Source organism: Rhodococcus sp. NPDC056743, from assembly GCF_042790355.1.
Classification (GTDB): domain Bacteria; phylum Actinomycetota; class Actinomycetes; order Mycobacteriales; family Mycobacteriaceae; genus Rhodococcus_F.
The window spans coordinates 207,421-222,416 of sequence record NZ_JBHTZI010000003.1 but is presented as its reverse complement, the minus strand read 5'-3'; the positions used below and the strand labels follow the sequence as shown (position 1 = coordinate 222,416).

Annotated in this window: 16 protein-coding genes; 1 reads left to right on the top strand and 15 read right to left on the bottom strand. The window is 63.3% G+C overall.

Annotated elements, in window-relative coordinates; all coding sequences use genetic code 11:
- Positions 1-36 precede the first annotated feature (36 nt).
- Entirely contained in the window at positions 37-270 is a 234-nt protein-coding gene (gene secG / locus ACFRFQ_RS08490) for a preprotein translocase subunit SecG (RefSeq protein WP_138868501.1), read from the bottom strand.
- A 186-nt stretch (positions 271-456) separates the two neighbouring features.
- Between secG and ACFRFQ_RS08485 the strand changes: the two genes are divergently transcribed.
- Entirely contained in the window at positions 457-1,239 is a 783-nt protein-coding gene (locus ACFRFQ_RS08485) for a tyrosine-protein phosphatase (protein ID WP_378655613.1), read from the top strand.
- A 67-nt stretch (positions 1,240-1,306) separates the two neighbouring features.
- Here the strand turns inward: ACFRFQ_RS08485 and tpiA are convergent, their stop codons facing one another.
- From tpiA to ACFRFQ_RS08415, 14 genes are all read right to left on the bottom strand, one after another.
- Positions 1,307-2,095, bottom strand: a complete 789-nt coding sequence (tpiA, locus tag ACFRFQ_RS08480; protein ID WP_378655611.1) for a triose-phosphate isomerase — start codon at positions 2,093-2,095, stop codon at positions 1,307-1,309.
- 6 nt (positions 2,096-2,101) lie between these two features.
- Positions 2,102-3,313: a phosphoglycerate kinase gene (locus ACFRFQ_RS08475; protein ID WP_033232130.1), complete on the bottom strand. Its 1,212-nt coding sequence runs from the start codon at positions 3,311-3,313 to the stop codon at positions 2,102-2,104.
- Positions 3,314-3,330: 17 nt separating this feature from the next.
- The gene (gap, locus tag ACFRFQ_RS08470) at positions 3,331-4,350 is read right to left on the bottom strand and encodes a type I glyceraldehyde-3-phosphate dehydrogenase (RefSeq protein WP_033232131.1); all 1,020 of its coding nucleotides are present in this window, start codon (positions 4,348-4,350) and stop codon (positions 3,331-3,333) included.
- 169 nt (positions 4,351-4,519) lie between these two features.
- Entirely contained in the window at positions 4,520-5,497 is a 978-nt protein-coding gene (gene whiA, locus ACFRFQ_RS08465; RefSeq protein WP_172935629.1) for a DNA-binding protein WhiA, read from the bottom strand.
- Positions 5,494-6,549 (bottom strand): uridine diphosphate-N-acetylglucosamine-binding protein YvcK, encoded by a 1,056-nt coding sequence (gene yvcK / locus ACFRFQ_RS08460; RefSeq protein ID WP_378655606.1) that lies wholly within the window; start codon positions 6,547-6,549, stop codon positions 5,494-5,496. The genes whiA and yvcK overlap by 4 nt, the downstream gene beginning before the upstream one ends.
- Positions 6,546-7,412: an RNase adapter RapZ gene (gene rapZ, locus ACFRFQ_RS08455; protein WP_378656296.1), complete on the bottom strand. Its 867-nt coding sequence runs from the start codon at positions 7,410-7,412 to the stop codon at positions 6,546-6,548. Before rapZ ends, yvcK begins: the two co-directional genes overlap by 4 nt.
- 29 nt (positions 7,413-7,441) lie before the next feature.
- Positions 7,442-9,604, bottom strand: coding sequence for an excinuclease ABC subunit UvrC (gene uvrC / locus ACFRFQ_RS08450; RefSeq protein WP_378655603.1), 2,163 nt, complete (start codon positions 9,602-9,604; stop codon positions 7,442-7,444).
- Positions 9,605-9,679: 75 nt separating this feature from the next.
- Complete coding sequence (locus ACFRFQ_RS08445) at positions 9,680-10,147, bottom strand: PH domain-containing protein (protein WP_378655600.1); 468 nt, start codon at positions 10,145-10,147, stop codon at positions 9,680-9,682.
- Entirely contained in the window at positions 10,144-10,641 is a 498-nt protein-coding gene (gene ribH, locus ACFRFQ_RS08440; protein ID WP_033232136.1) for a 6,7-dimethyl-8-ribityllumazine synthase, read from the bottom strand. Before ribH ends, ACFRFQ_RS08445 begins: the two co-directional genes overlap by 4 nt.
- On the bottom strand, positions 10,638-11,912 hold the full coding sequence (locus ACFRFQ_RS08435) for a bifunctional 3,4-dihydroxy-2-butanone-4-phosphate synthase/GTP cyclohydrolase II (RefSeq protein WP_033232137.1): 1,275 nt from the start codon (positions 11,910-11,912) through the stop codon (positions 10,638-10,640). The genes ribH and ACFRFQ_RS08435 overlap by 4 nt, the downstream gene beginning before the upstream one ends.
- A gap of 151 nt (positions 11,913-12,063) precedes the next feature.
- Entirely contained in the window at positions 12,064-12,672 is a 609-nt protein-coding gene (locus tag ACFRFQ_RS08430; protein ID WP_378655596.1) for a riboflavin synthase, read from the bottom strand.
- A 6-nt stretch (positions 12,673-12,678) separates the two neighbouring features.
- Positions 12,679-13,731: a bifunctional diaminohydroxyphosphoribosylaminopyrimidine deaminase/5-amino-6-(5-phosphoribosylamino)uracil reductase RibD gene (ribD, locus tag ACFRFQ_RS08425; protein WP_378655593.1), complete on the bottom strand. Its 1,053-nt coding sequence runs from the start codon at positions 13,729-13,731 to the stop codon at positions 12,679-12,681.
- An 11-nt stretch (positions 13,732-13,742) separates the two neighbouring features.
- On the bottom strand, positions 13,743-14,426 hold the full coding sequence (rpe, locus tag ACFRFQ_RS08420) for a ribulose-phosphate 3-epimerase (RefSeq protein WP_033232252.1): 684 nt from the start codon (positions 14,424-14,426) through the stop codon (positions 13,743-13,745).
- Between the two features lie 64 nt (positions 14,427-14,490).
- Complete coding sequence (locus ACFRFQ_RS08415) at positions 14,491-14,838, bottom strand: MmcQ/YjbR family DNA-binding protein (protein WP_378655590.1); 348 nt, start codon at positions 14,836-14,838, stop codon at positions 14,491-14,493.
- Positions 14,839-14,996 lie beyond the last annotated feature (158 nt).

The window sequence follows — 14,996 nt, the reverse complement described above, 5'->3', positions numbered from 1 at the left end:
GGCGGGGTTCCGGGTGGAAGAAGTGACGGGTGGCGATCAGGCGAACTTGATCTCCAAGCCGATGCCGATGATCGAGATGACCCAGATCAGAGCGGTGAAGACAGTCAACCTGTCGAGGTTCTTCTCGACCACGGTCGATCCGGACAGGCTGGACTGGACACCGCCGCCGAACAGGCTCGACAGGCCGCCGCCCTTGGCGCGATGCAACAGCACCAGCAGAATCAAGAGCAAGCTGGTGATGACCAGCAGGATATCCAAGAACAGTTCCATGTCTGTCTACGGCCACCAATCCAATAGGGACAACTACAACCGATAACACCATACAGGCGATCACAGCTAACTCGATCACATACCCGTGCGACAAGATGTCTCGTTCGGTGGTACCGATCACAACTCCGAGTTTCCGGCCCGCTAGTTTCGGAGTGACGCGACATTATCTTCGGAAGGCTTGTTCTGATGCACACCGATACCACCGGTCCCACAACACACGAGAGCACTCCGCGCCTCGAATCCGTCCACAACTTTCGAGACGTCGCCGGAATCGGATACAAGACTTCGAGCGGGACCACCATGCGGCGCGGTGTCTTCTACCGTGCCAACGTCCTCACCCCCACTGTTGCCGACCTGGCTGTTGTCGAATCATTGGGTTTGACCGCCGTCTACGACGTTCGCTCCGAAGCCGAGGCCGCGGAAACCCCTGACACCGTTCTCTCCGTCGCCAAGTACACGCACATCCCGATTCTTCCGGGAACGATTCAGAACACCGCTCTCGCGATCCGCACCGTTGACTCTGCGCAGGATTTCATGCGAGAACTCAATCGCAGTTTTGTGACGGACGACGCGACTCGCGCTGGGTTCTCCCAGTTGCTCACCGCGCTGGCGACAACACCTGGGCCCCAGTTGTTCCATTGCACCGCCGGAAAGGATCGCACGGGATGGGCGGCCGCGTTGTTGCAGACGCTGGCAGGTGTGCCGCAGGAAACGATCGTCGACGACTACCTGCTTACCAACACCTACTCCGCGGCCTACGTCGATGCGGCGGCCGAACGTATTGCCCGAACGGCTGTGATCGGGCGGGCCGACGTGGTTCGTGTCATGTTGACTGTCGAGGAGAGTTACCTCGGCGCAGCCTTCGAGCAGGTGGACGCCAGCTTCTCCTCGATCGAAAACTACTTGCACGCCGGACTCGGTCTCAGTACCGACACCATCGACACACTCGGATCGAAACTGATCGCCTGACAAAAGCAAAAACTGTGGGCGCGTAGCCATTTCGGTTACGCGCCCACAGTTCTTGTCAGATCACGCGCTAGCTGGGAAGCGGCCCGCCGGCTGCAATCGCAGACAACGTGGCGAACTCGTCCGACTTGAGCGAAGCCCCACCGACAAGAGCGCCGTCGACGTCGGCCTGGCCGACAATCTCTCCGACGTTCTTGGAGCTGACGCTACCGCCGTACAGAACACGTACGCCTGCAGCCACGTCTGCGTCGGCAAGCTCGGCGACAGTGGCGCGAACCGCTGCGCACACTTCCTGAGCGTCCTCGGCAGAAGCGACACGGCCGGTACCGATGGCCCAGACAGGCTCGTACGCGATGACGATCTTGGAGATCTCTTCCGCGCTCAGACCTGCCAACGAACCCTTGAGCTGTTCCACGTTGTATGCGACATGGTCGCCCGCTTCGCGGATCTCGAGGCCTTCACCGATGCACACAATCGGTGTCAGGTCGTTCTTCAGCGCAGCCTTGGTCTTGGCGAGGACAAGCTCGTTGGTCTCACCGTGCAGGGTGCGACGCTCCGAGTGCCCGACCACGACATAGGTGCATCCGAGCTTGGCCAGCATGGAGCCGCTGATCTCGCCGGTGAATGCGCCGCTGTCCTGAGCGGATACGTCCTGCGCGCCGTACGTGAGCAGGAGCTTGTCGCCCTCGATCAGCGTCTGGACGCTACGGATGTCGGTAAACGGCGGGATAACCGTGACGTCCACTTTGTCGAAGTACTTCGCGGGCAAGGAGAAGGCGATCTTCTGCACCAGGGCGATAGCCTCGAGGTGATTCAGATTCATCTTCCAGTTGCCGGCGATCAACGGCTTACGTGCCATGTCGGATCAGCCTTCCAGTACTGCGATGCCGGGAAGCTCTTTGCCCTCGAGGTATTCGAGGGAAGCGCCGCCGCCGGTGGAAATGTGCGAGAAGCCTTCGTCCGGGATTCCGAGCTGGCGGACAGCCGCAGCCGAGTCGCCGCCGCCGACGACGCTGAACGCGCCCTTGGCGGTTGCTTCGACGATTGCCTCGGCAACACCGCGGGTGCCTGCCTCGAACTTCGGGAACTCGAACACGCCCATCGGGCCGTTCCAGAACACTGTCTTGGCTCCGGTCAGGATCGCGGCGAAGCGCTTGACCGACTCCGGTCCGATGTCCAGACCCATCCAGCCGTCGGGAATCTTGTCGAACGGCACGATCTTCGACTCGGCATCAGCCGAGAAGGAGTCCGCGACAACAACATCCTGAGGGATGTGGATGACGTCCGCGTACCGGTCGAGGAGGCTCTTGCAGGTCTCGATCATGGACTCTTCGCACAGCGAATTGCCCACGGACACACCCTGAGCCGCGAGGAACGTGTAGAACATTCCGCCGCCGATCACCAGTGTGTCGACCTTCGGGGCGAGTGCCTCGATGACAGCCAGCTTGTCCGAAACCTTGGAGCCACCGAGCACCACCGCGTACGGACGCGCTGCGTCCTGCGTGAGCTTGGCGAGCACCTCGACCTCGGCGCCGACCAGGTAACCCGCGTAGTGCGGGAGCAGCTTCGCGACGTCGAAGACCGACGCCTGCTTACGGTGAACAACACCGAATCCGTCGGAGACGAATGCGCCGTCGTCACCGACCAGCTCGACGAGAGCCTTGGCGAGCTTGACCCGCTCGGCTTCGTCCTTGCTGGTCTCGCGAGGGTCGAAACGGATGTTCTCGAGCATCAGAACGTCACCGTCGGTGAGTCCTTCGGAACGAGCCAGCGCGTCCTGTCCCACGACGTCACCGGCGAGTTGCACGTTGCGGCCGAGGATTTCGGCCAGCTTCGCGGCAACCGGTGCGAGGGAGAACTTGGGGTCGGGCTGACCGTCGGGGCGCCCGAGGTGCGCGGTCACGATGACCTTTGCTCCACCCTCGGCAAGTGCCCGCAAGGTGGGAGCGGACGCGACGATGCGGCCCGGGTCCGTGATTTCTCCGCCATCCAACGGGACGTTGAGGTCGGAACGCACCAGTACGGTGCGCCCCTCGACCCCAGCGTCCAGCAGATCCTTCAGCGTCTGAACTGCCACTGTTATCGAAACTCCGCTCAGAGTGACTTGGCGACGAGGCCGATGAGGTCGGCGAGGCGGTTGGAGTAGCCCCACTCGTTGTCGTACCAGGAAACGATCTTGACCTGGTCGTCGATGACCTTCGTCAGACCCGAGTCGAAGATCGACGAGTGCGGGTCGGTGACGATGTCCGAAGAGACGATCGGCGCGTCGGTGTACTTGAGGATGCCCTTGAGGGGGCCCTCGGCTGCAGCCTTCATCGCGGCGTTGATCTCGTCAGCGGTAGCCGACTTCTTCAAGTTCGCGGTGAGGTCGGTGACGGAACCCGTGGGGATCGGCACGCGCAGCGCGTATCCGTCGAGCTTGCCGAGCAGCTGCGGGAGAACCAGGCCGATTGCCTTGGCTGCACCCGTGCCGGTCGGAACGATGTTGAGAGCGGCTGCGCGGGCGCGACGGAGGTCGCTGTGCGGAGCATCCTGAAGGTTCTGATCCTGCGTGTACGCGTGGATCGTGGTCATCAGGCCCTTGACGATGCCGAACTCGTCATCGAGAACCTTGGCGATGGGGCCGAGGCAGTTGGTGGTGCACGAGGCGTTGGAGATGATGTTCTGGCTGCCGTCGTACTTGTCGTCGTTGACGCCCATGACGATGGTGATGTCTTCACCCTTGGCCGGAGCCGAGATGATGACCTTCTTCGCGCCGGCTTCGAGGTGTCCCTTGGCCTTGGCAGCGTCGGTGAAGATGCCGGTGGATTCGACGACGACGTCGACGCCCAGCTCGCCCCAGGGAAGCTCGTTCAAGGGGCCACGGTGTGCGAGGGCCTTGATGCGCTGATCGCCGACGACGATGGTGTCGTCACCGTCGAGCGACACGTCGTACGGCAAACGGCCGAGGATGGAGTCGTACTTCAGCAGGTGAGCGAGCGTCGCGTTGTCGGTCAGGTCGTTGACCGCCACGATCTCGATATCGGTGGTTCCGAGCGCCTTCTGCGCATCCACCGCCCTGAAGAAGTTACGTCCGATACGGCCGAAACCGTTTACGCCAACCCGGACAGTCACAATTCGCTCCTTAGACCATGATTCTGGTGTGCAACTTGACCCACGCATGTTCCGAATCCGTGTGTGCACGACGCGGACGTGGGGTTCATCGGTCGATGTGACCCTTACCCTAATGTGCTTGGCTTCAGAGTGCGCAGCCCACCCTGAAGACCCCGCCGGCGAGGGACCATCATCCCTCTTCGAGTAGCTCCGAGTTGACTGCGGATTCCGTGTCCGGAATGCCTGTTTCCTTCGCCTTGCGATCGGCCATCGACAAGAGGCGCCGGATTCGTCCGGCGACAGCGTCCTTCGTCATCGGTGGGTCGGCCAGCTGTCCCAGCTCCTCGAGCGACGCCTGGCGATGTTCGACGCGCAGGGCACCTGCAGCTGCCAAATGGTCCGGGACGTCCTCACCGAGGATTTCCAGCGCCCGTTCGACACGCGCGGCGGCAGCTACGGCGGCCCGGGCCGAGCGGCGCAGATTGGCGTCGTCGAAGTTCGCGAGGCGGTTGGCTGTCGCCCGCACTTCGCGGCGCATCCGACGCTCTTCCCAGACGAGCCGAGTGTCCTGAGCGCCCATCCGAGTCAGGAGGTCGCCGATCGCCTCGCCGTCGCGGATCACGACGCGATCTGTTCCGCGAACTTCGCGAGCCTTTGCCGAGATACCGAGGCGGCGGGCAGCACCGACCAGCGCAAGTGCCGCTTCGGGCCCTGGGCAGCTCACTTCGAGCGCCGAAGACCGGCCGGGTTCAGTCAGGGAACCATGTGCGAGAAACGCTCCGCGCCAGGCTGCTTCGGCGTCGCCGACGCTTCCGCCGACAACCTGAGCCGGCAAGCCACGGACCGGCCGGCCGCGCAGGTCGAGTAGTCCGGTCTGGCGCGCGAGGGCTTCACCTTCCTTGGCAACACGCACGATGTAGCGAGCTGATTTCCGAAGCCCACCGGCGCTCAACACGTGGACGTCGGCGCTGTAGGTGAAGAGGTCGAAGATCTCGCGGCGAAGTCGACGCGCGGTGGATCCCAGGTCCACCTCGGCCTCCACGACAACCCGGCCGCCGACGATGTGGAGTCCACCGGCAAATCGGAGTAGTGCGGAGACCTCAGCCTTTCGGCAGCTGACCTGAGTCACCACCAACCGGCTCAGTTCGTCCTTGACCTCCGCTGTCATTGCCACGAAGTGTTCTCCCTCTGTTCTGCTGCTGAATGATCGGTGCCGACCCCGTTGGCGGGTTCGAGAGTGCTTGTCCGCCCGGCCAGTTGGACGAGGACCTCGGCGAGTTTCACCGGATCGTGGATATGTGCCGACCCCGCTGCGATATCTGCGACATCCGCATATCGGACTTCGGCCTGGAATTGTTGCGCCGCCCGCGCCAGATGTTCACGTTCGCGCCCCGGCGGGACCGACGCGGAATCGACGACGACGTAATCGACCCGGAAATCGGGCACATGCTGGGAGAGTACGTGTAGGTGACGCTCTGCCGAGAATCCGGCGGTCTCCCCTGGTTCCGGGGCGAGATTGAGAACGAGTACCTTTCGGGCTTCGGTGGACGAGAGAGCCTCCACCAATTCCGGGACGAGCACGTGCGGGATGACACTGGAAAACCACGAACCAGGTCCGAGCACGACGAGGTCAGCGCGCCCGATCGCATCCACCGCGTCCGGGCTCGCGGGTGGACTGGCCGGCAACAGGCGTACGCGTCGTACCTTTCCCGGCGTGGTCGCCACAGCGACCTGACCGCGGATACACCGACTGACGCGCGGGTCTTCCTCCAGCCCCTGAACATCAGCTTCGATGTCGAGTGCGATCGGCGACATGGGCAGCACCCGTCCGCGCACCCGCAACAGTCGCGCCATCTCGTCCAGCGCCTGGACCGGGTCACCGAGTACCTCGGTGAGGCCGGCCAGAATCAAGTTGCCCACCGAATGCCCGGCCAACGCACCGACACCACCGAAACGATGCTGGATGGTGCGCGTCCAGTCCCTGACCTCCGGTTCGTCGGCGGCCAACGCCGCCAACGCCATCCGAAGATCACCAGGCGGAATGACACCGAGTTCGGCGCGCAAGCGCCCGGACGAACCGCCGTCGTCCGCGACGGTGACCACCGCAGTCACGTCGACGGTGAACCGGCGAACAGCTTGCAGCGTCGCAAACAATCCGTGCCCACCACCAAGAGCGACTACCGCGGGTTCCCGAGGATCCTGCTGCGTCGATCCGTTCATTCGCGGCCCAGATCTCGGTGCACGATGCTGACCGCGATATCGGCCTCGTTGCCCAACTCGAGTGCGAGAGCTTCGGACATGGCCACGCTTCGGTGCTTGCCACCGGTGCAGCCCACAGCAATTGTCATGTAGCGCTTTCCTTCTCGACGATATCCGGCGATCGTCAGTTCGAGCAGATGCAGATAGGTGTCGAGGTAGTCTTCGGCGCCGTCCTGCGACAGGACGTAATCGCGGACGCCGGCCTCCTGCCCCGTGTGATCACGGAGTTCGGGAATCCAGTGCGGATTCGGCAGGAAACGCACGTCGCACACGAGGTCCGCGTCGATGGGCAGGCCGTATTTGAAGCCGAACGACTGCACCGTGACCTTCATGGTTCGGTTCGCCTCGACCCCGAAAGCCGTTTCGATCTTCTGCCGCAACTGATGCGCCTTGAGCGCAGACGTGTCGATCACCAAGTCGGCGGCGGCCTTGACCACGGCCAGCTGCCGACGCTCCGCAGCGATGCCTTCGGCGAGGGTGCCGTCGACGCCCTCGTTCTGCAGCGGGTGGCTACGGCGGACTTGCTCGAACCGCCTGATCAGGACGTCGTCGGACGCCTCCAGATACAGGACACGCGTGTGGATCGGCGCGGCTTCCAATTCCGTGAGAACCGAGCCGAGATCACCGGTGAACAGCCGAGACCGCACGTCGATGACCACGGCAAGGCGGTCGACCGGTGGATCGGACGTCAGGCTCAATCCCACCATTCGCGAGATCAATTCGGGCGGCAAGTTGTCCGCCACATACCAGCCGAGATCCTCGAGCACCTTGGCTGCAGTACTGAGTCCGGCGCCGGACAGTCCCGTGACCAGTAGAAAGTCCATGGTTCGGCTGTCGTTTGCGCTGTCTGTGGTCACTCGGCACTCTGCCCTGTCGTCGATATGGATGGTTCACTCGACACGGAGTCCGGTACCTGCCGAACCAACTGATCCGACATTTCGAACTCCACGTCCTGTTTATCATCCCCTACCCCGGCCGGTGGCGCTTCCGCTTGGTTGACGGTCTGCGCAGGTTCGCCGCCCAACGCGTCGAGTACGGCCCGCGCCGTAGCGGCGCCGATGCCGGGGACTTCCATGATCTCCTCGACGGTCGCGGTCTTGAGTTTTGCCACGGAACCGAAATGGGACACGAGAGCGGTTCGCCGGGTCTCCCCCAGCCCCTTGACCGAATCGAGCACCGACGCCGTCATCCGCCGCGAACGCTTGCTGCGGTGAAAGGTGATGGCAAAGCGGTGCGCTTCGTCACGGATCCGTTGCAGCAAGTACAGCGACTCACTGGTCCGAGGCAGGATCACCGGATCCTCTTCGTTGGGAACCCACACTTCTTCGAGTCGTTTCGCGAGTCCGACTACCGCGACATCTGTGACACCGAGCTCGTCGAGCACGGCAGCGGCAGCATTGACCTGTGGCGCACCGCCGTCGACCACAAACAGATTCGGTGGATACGCGAAGCGTCGTGGGCGTCCGGTCTGAGGATCGATCGCCGCCTCCGGTGCCAGATCGCCGCCGTCGGCGTCCATGCCCGCGGCCGAATTGGCCAGGATTCCGAGGTCACGGTTGTGTCGGAGGAATCGTCGACGCGTAATCTCGGCGATACTCGCGACGTCGTCCGAGTGCCCGTCGCCCGCAGCTTCCTTGATCGCGTAGTGACGGTAATCGGATTTGCGGGGCAAGCCGTCTTCGAACACGACGAGCGATGCGACCACGTCGGTGCCCTGAACGTGACTGATGTCGACACACTCGATACGCAGCGGAGCGGAGTCCAGATCGAGGGCTTCCTGGATACCTTGAAGTGCGGCCGACCGTGACGTGAAATCTCCGGCTCGCTTGAGTTTGTGTTGCGCCAGAGCTTCTTTCGCGTTGCGCTGCACGGTTTCGGCGAGATCCTTCTTGTCGCCGCGCTGCGGAACGCGCAGTTGAACCTGAGAACCACGAAGGGTACTGAGCCACACCTGGATTTCGGCGGCGTTGGGCGGAAGCACCGGAACCAGCACTTCACGGGGAACGGCGCTCGAACCCGATTCGGGATTGCTGCCCGGTTCGAGAGATGCCTGCTCACCGTAGAACTGGGTCAGGAACTGCTCGACCAGAATCGGGAGGTCGGAGTCTGCATCGAGAGCAGCCCAGTCGATGGCGTCGCCGGCCTTCTCCACGACCCAGCCGCGTTGGCCACGCACCCGGCCGCCGCGCACGTGGAAGACCTGAACCGCGGCCTCGAGATCGTCGGTCGCAAACGCGACGAGGTCGGCATCGGTGCCGTCGCCGAGCACCACGGCCTGCTTTTCGAGTGCCTTTCGGAGGGCTCCGATGTCGTCGCGCAGTCGCGCTGCGGTCTCGAAATCGAGATCATCGGACGCCTGCTGCATCTTCTTCTCGAGGTCGCGCACCAACTTGTCGGTCCGGCCGGCGAGGAAGTCGCAGAAATCCTCGACGATTTGTCGGTGCTCCTCAGGACTGACACGGCCCACACACGGCGCCGAACACTTGTCGATGTACCCGAGCAGGCACGGCCTGCCGATCTGGCTGTGGCGCTTGAACACTCCGGCGGAACACGTACGGGCCGGGAAAACCCGCAGCAATAGGTCGAGTGTTTCTCGGATGGCCCACGCGTGCGAGTACGGGCCGAAGTACCGGACGCCCTTGCGCCGGGGACCGCGGTAAACGAACAACCGCGGAAACTCCTCGTTCAGCGTCACCGCCAGAACGGGGTAGGTCTTGTCGTCGCGATAGCGGACATTGAACCGCGGATCGAATTCCTTGATCCAGTTGTATTCGAGTTGCAGCGCTTCGACTTCGGTGCTGACGACCGTCCACTCGACACTGCCGGCCGTGGTCACCATCTGCCGGGTACGGGGATGGAGCGTCGTAACGTCCGCGAAGTACGAGTTCAGACGTGAACGGAGGCTCTTGGCCTTGCCGACGTAGATGACCCGGCCATGCGGATCACGAAATTTGTAGACGCCAGGCGCCACCGGGATTGTTCCGGTGGCGGGGCGATAAGTAGAAGGATCCGGCACAGTTCCACGTTAGTCGTCGGCACCGACCGATTCGGAAACACACTGGTGGTGTGCGGCGAATCGGTCAGGCGAACGTCAGTTGCTTCCCTGGGCTGCCGGGGCGTAACGGCCTGCGATGTCGCGCAGCTTCACGACGGCGTCCACCGCGTACTCGCGGTCGTTGGACTGGATCGCCATGACCGGCATGTACTCGTCATCCGGCAGTTCGATTCGAGCCCACGCCGCACCGTCGGGGAACGACAGGCCTTCGAACAGATCCCACTCGACGATCTTCTCGCCGAGAATGTTGCGCACCGCGATGCCCCGCTGACCGGCTCGCACCCGCGGGCGGGTGAGCAGCAGCACACCACCGGCGAGGACGCAGCCGATGGTCGCCATGGCAAGCTGATCGGCCGCACGGAAGTACACGCCTGTCGAGCCGCTTCGCAAAGAAACTGCCAACGTGACATGGACGACGACGAGAAGAACCGCAACCCCGATCGCGTACCTCGCCGACTTACGCGGCTTCGCGATCAGTTCCCAGTTGTCGTCAGGTGTGCTCATCGAAACGAATCCTCAGTCCATGGCTGTCGTAAGTGGCGCAAGGTGACCGCCGTGTCCAACGCTGCGGCACAGGCCTGCGCACCCTTGTCCTCGACACTACCTGGCAAACCGGAACGGTCCAGGGCCTGCTGTTCGGTATCCGTGGTCAGGACGCCGTTGCCGACCGGTGTGCTCTCGTCGAGAGAGACTCGCGTCAGACCAGCTGTCACCGCGTCGCAGACGTACTCGAAATGCGGCGTACCACCACGAATGACAACACCGAGAGCAACGACGGCGTCGTGCGTCTTGGCCAACGCCTGCGCAACCACGGGCAGTTCGATGGCACCGGCAACGCGGATCAACGTCACATCTTTGATCTGTGCCTCGGCGGCCACACGCTGAGCGCCGGCGATCAACGCTTCGGAGATCGTCGCATGCCACTGACCCGCAACGATCGCCAGTTTCAGGTCTTTGGCCTCGGCGATTGCAAGCTGGGGCTGTCCCTCACCGCTCATACCGCACCGTCCTGCTTGACCGCTTCCTGAGCAGCTTCGTACTCGTCGAGACCGATCAGATCGTGACCCATCCGGTCGCGCTTGGTGCGCAGGTACGTGAGGTTCTCGGCGTTTGCACGCAGCGGCATCGGAACCCGATCCGTGATCTGCAGTCCGTAACCGTCCAGGCCGACGCGCTTGGCCGGGTTGTTGGTCAGCAGACGCATCGACGAAATGCCCAGATCCACCAGGATCTGCGCACCGATGCCGTAGTCGCGGGCATCCGCGGGGAGGCCGAGTTCGAGATTGGCGTCGACGGTATCGGATCCGGCGTCCTGCAACTGGTAGGCCTGCAACTTGTGCATCAGACCGATTCCGCGACCCTCATGTCCACGCATGTACAGAACGACGCCGCGACCTTCCTGCGCCACCATGTCGAGTGCGGCATCGAGCTGCGGGCCGCAATCGCACCGCAGTGAGCCGAACACGTCACCGGTCAGGCACTCGGAGTGCACGCGAACGAGAACATCGCTGCCGTCACCGTCGGGGCCGGCGATGTCGCCGCGCACGAGCGCAACGTGTTCGACCTCGTCGTAGATGCTGGTGTAGCCGACGGCGGTGAACTCACCGTGCCGCGTCGGGATACGGGCTTCGGCAATGCGGACAACGTGCTTTTCGTGCTTACGGCGCCACGCGATGAGATCGGCGATCGAGATCAACGCCAGGTTGTGCTCGTCGGCAAAGACACGCAGCTCGTCGGTCTGAGCCATCGCGCCTTCGTCCTTCTGGCTGACGATTTCGCAGATGACACCGGCGGGACGCAGATCAGCCATGCGAGCCAGATCGACTGCAGCCTCGGTGTGTCCGGGACGACGGAGAACTCCGCCTTCCTTCGCACGCAGCGGAACGACGTGACCGGGACGGGTGAAATCGTTGGCACCGGAGTTGGGATCGGCAAGCAGACGCATGGTGGCAGCGCGATCCGAGGCCGAGATACCGGTACCGATTCCCTCACGCGCGTCGACGGTCACCGTGTACGCGGTGCCGTGCTTGTCCTGATTGGTGGCGTACATCGGGGGCAGGCCGAGACGGTCGCAGTCGTTGCCGTCGAGCGGAACACAGAGATACCCGGACGTGTACCGAACCATGAACGCCACCAGTTCCGGCGTGGCCTTCTCCGCGGCGAAGATGAGATCGCCCTCGTTCTCACGGTCCTCGTCGTCCACAACGACAACAGCTTTACCTGCAGCGATGTCTGCTACTGCCCGCTCGATACTGTCGAACCTGGTCACGTGCTCGCACTCCAAAGTCTTGACTATTAGTCATCATCGAAAACAACGAGTACATCCGATGTAGATGCACCGACAACCCTACTGGCCAAGCCTACTGACCAAGCCTGTTACCAACCCTACGACCGTCCGTCAAGGCCCGATCGAGGCGGTCCTACCTACCGGCAGCGTGCAACCGTTCGACGTATTTCGCGATCACGTCGACCTCGAGATTGACCGGCGTGCCGATGGTCGCGGTTCCGAGCGTCGTCAACTCCAACGTTGTCGGGATGAGTGAGATCTCGAAGTACTCGAACCCGCGCTCACCACCCAGCGCCGACACCGTCAGGGACACACCGTCGACGGTGATCGAACCCTTCTCCACCACGTAGCGCGAAATGGACTCTGGCAGCGAGATGCGCACGACCTCCCAGTTCTCGGACGGCGACCGCGAAATGACGTGGCCGGTACCGTCGACGTGGCCCTGCACGAGATGACCACCGAGACGACTGTTGAGTGCTGCTGCGCGTTCGAGATTGACGCGGCTGCCCACAGCCAAGCTGGCGAGGCTCGAACGGTTCAGCGTCTCCTGCATGACGTCGGCAGTGAAGGAACCGTCGGCGAGGACGTCGACAACTGTGAGGCAGACGCCGTTCACCGCGATGGAATCACCATGACCGGCATCGGAGGTGACCAGCGGTCCGCGCACCGTGAAGCGCGCCGCGTCGACCAGTTCTTCCTTGGCGACAACTTCGCCAAGCTCTTCGACAATTCCAGTGAACACGCGTGCCTACTCCTCGTTCCCCGGAGCGGAATTCTCCGGAACCAGACTCAACAAAATATCGGGGCCGATCGTTACCGCGGACTCCAAACGGAACCGGCGAGCATCGGCGATGGTGTGCACACCCGCATCGACCAGCGCCGACGCTCCCGCGCCGAGCAGGATCGGAGCGATGTACGCCTCGATAACGTCGACGTACCCGGCGGCCAGGAAGGCGCCTGCCAGACGTGGTCCGCCTTCGAGCAGCACATCCGTATATTCGGCGAGCGCCTCGACAACCTCGTGGACGCTCTCGGTGTTCAAGACGAGCGTCGACGCCGCGTCGTCGAGAATCCGTGCCGTCGACGGTATTTCACGCTTGCCGACTACTACGCGCACGGGCTGATGGGCCGCGAGCTCCCCCGTCGGCTGACGCGCGGTCAACCAGGGATCGTCGGCAAAGACGGTGCCGGTACCCACCACGATTGCATCGACCTGCGCCCGCTGGGCATGTACTCGCGCTCGGGCGGCCGGGCCGGTGATCCATTGACTGGTGCCGTCTTCGGCAGCACTGCGCCCGTCGAGGCTCGCTGCGTACTTCCACGTGATGTGCGGACGGCCGGTGCGCTGTTTGTGCAGCCAGGCACGCAGTGGACCGGCTTCGACCTCGGCGGCGCGCAGCCCGGACGTAACCGAGATTCCGGCGCGCATCAGCGTCGCGGCACCGCCGGACGCTTCAGGATTGGGGTCGCCGACGGCATAGACCACGGCCGCCACACCAGCGTCGATCAGCGCCTGTGAACACGGCCCGGTCCGCCCCTGATGGTTGCAGGGTTCGAGTGTGACCACGGCCGTGCCGCCGCGCGCGGCCCGGCCGGCTTCGGTGAGGGCCACGATCTCCGCATGCGGACCACCAGGCGGCTGGGTCATGCCCACGCCGGCAATGGTTCCGTCAGCACCCAGGATGACGGCACCCACCGGCGGATTGGGGCTGGTGAACCCACGCGCGGAATCAGCAGCAGTCAATGCGATCTGCATTGCGGCGTCGAGATCAGCACTCGACACCGGAACAGCTTTTGCCATCGTCGGCGTTCTCAGACCGACAACGTCAGGTGCGGCGACGCGGATGCGGCCTGCGCCCGAAGCTTGCGTACCGCTTCGCCCGGATCACTAGCGCCATAAACAGCGCTACCGGCGACAAAGCAGTCGATGCCCGCTTCGGCGGCCTGTTCGATCGTGTCGGCGTTGATACCACCGTCGATCTCGACGAGTAGTTTCAGCTCACCCGAATCGACGAGCTTACGAATCGTGCGAGCCTTCTCGAGGACCTGTGGCATGAAGGACTGCCCACCGAAGCCCGGTTCGACGCTCATGATCAGCAACGTGTCGAAATCTTTGAGGATTTCGAGGTAGGGCTCGATGTCGGTTCCGGGCTTGATGCTCAAGCCCGCCTTGGATCCGGCAGCGCGAATGTCGCGGGCAACCGAACGCGGATCATCGGTGGCCTCGGCGTGGAACGTCACGTTGTAGGCGCCTGCCTCGGCGTACGGCGGTGCCCAACGCTCGGGGTTGTCGATCATCAGATGGCAGTCGAGCGGAATATCCGTTGCCTTGAGCAGGCTTTCTACCACCGGAAGACCCAGTGTCAGATTCGGAACGAAATGCGCGTCCATCACGTCGACGTGAAGCCAATCGGAACCGGCCACAGCGGCCGCTTCGTCGGCGAGGCGTGCAAAATCGGCGGACAGAATGGACGGTGCAATCATCGGGGAAGCCACGTGCCTGAGTTTAGCCGTGGCATCTACGCCCCTGCGCACGCCCGTCGGTGCGTCGGAAAATCTGTCAGTGCTTGACTGCGGTGCGCAGCTTCCGCACCTTCGACGGAGCCTTGATCCGCCAGGCATCCTCGAGCATTTCCGCCAACTGATCCTCCTCGATCAGTTCGAGGTGAACCAGGATCGAACCGTGACCGTGATAGTGATCCGTCGTGAAGAACGGTGCTTCACCACTGGCGAGCAGAGCTTCCTTCTCGTCCAACCCGCACATCACGACCAAAGCGCCCTCGGCTTCGGTCCGCAATCGCGCAAATGTCTTGCCTGACACCTTGAGTGCCGGGGTGTTGTACGACGTCGATTCCTCCACACACGGAAGCGCCGAAGCGAGTACGACAACCTGTTCCCACGTAACCATGGAGGGAACCATACGACTCCGAGGGCCGGAAGTCACCTCCCCACCCCCGTGGGGGGGGGGGTGTGGGGGGCCGGCGGGGGAAAAGGGGCGGCGGGGGCGACCCGCCGCGGGGGAGCCCGGGCCCCAGCACAGAAGAAAACAGGCACACCGGGGGGGCC

Excerpts from the sequence above, each read along its gene's own strand:
- secG (WP_138868501.1), bottom strand. The coding sequence starts at position 270 with ATGGAACTGTTCTTGGATATCCTGCTGGTCATCACCAGCTTGCTCTTG.
- ACFRFQ_RS08485 (WP_378655613.1), top strand. The coding sequence starts at position 457 with ATGCACACCGATACCACCGGTCCCACAACACACGAGAGCACTCCGCGC.
- tpiA (WP_378655611.1), bottom strand. The coding sequence starts at position 2,095 with ATGGCACGTAAGCCGTTGATCGCCGGCAACTGGAAGATGAATCTGAAT.
- whiA (WP_172935629.1), bottom strand. The coding sequence starts at position 5,497 with ATGACAGCGGAGGTCAAGGACGAACTGAGCCGGTTGGTGGTGACTCAG.
- yvcK (WP_378655606.1), bottom strand. The coding sequence starts at position 6,549 with ATGAACGGATCGACGCAGCAGGATCCTCGGGAACCCGCGGTAGTCGCT.
- rapZ (WP_378656296.1), bottom strand. The coding sequence starts at position 7,412 with ATGGACTTTCTACTGGTCACGGGACTGTCCGGCGCCGGACTCAGTACT.
- ACFRFQ_RS08445 (WP_378655600.1), bottom strand. The coding sequence starts at position 10,147 with ATGAGCACACCTGACGACAACTGGGAACTGATCGCGAAGCCGCGTAAG.
- ribH (WP_033232136.1), bottom strand. The coding sequence starts at position 10,641 with ATGAGCGGTGAGGGACAGCCCCAGCTTGCAATCGCCGAGGCCAAAGAC.
- ribD (WP_378655593.1), bottom strand. The coding sequence starts at position 13,731 with ATGGCAAAAGCTGTTCCGGTGTCGAGTGCTGATCTCGACGCCGCAATG.
- ACFRFQ_RS08415 (WP_378655590.1), bottom strand. The coding sequence starts at position 14,838 with ATGGTTACGTGGGAACAGGTTGTCGTACTCGCTTCGGCGCTTCCGTGT.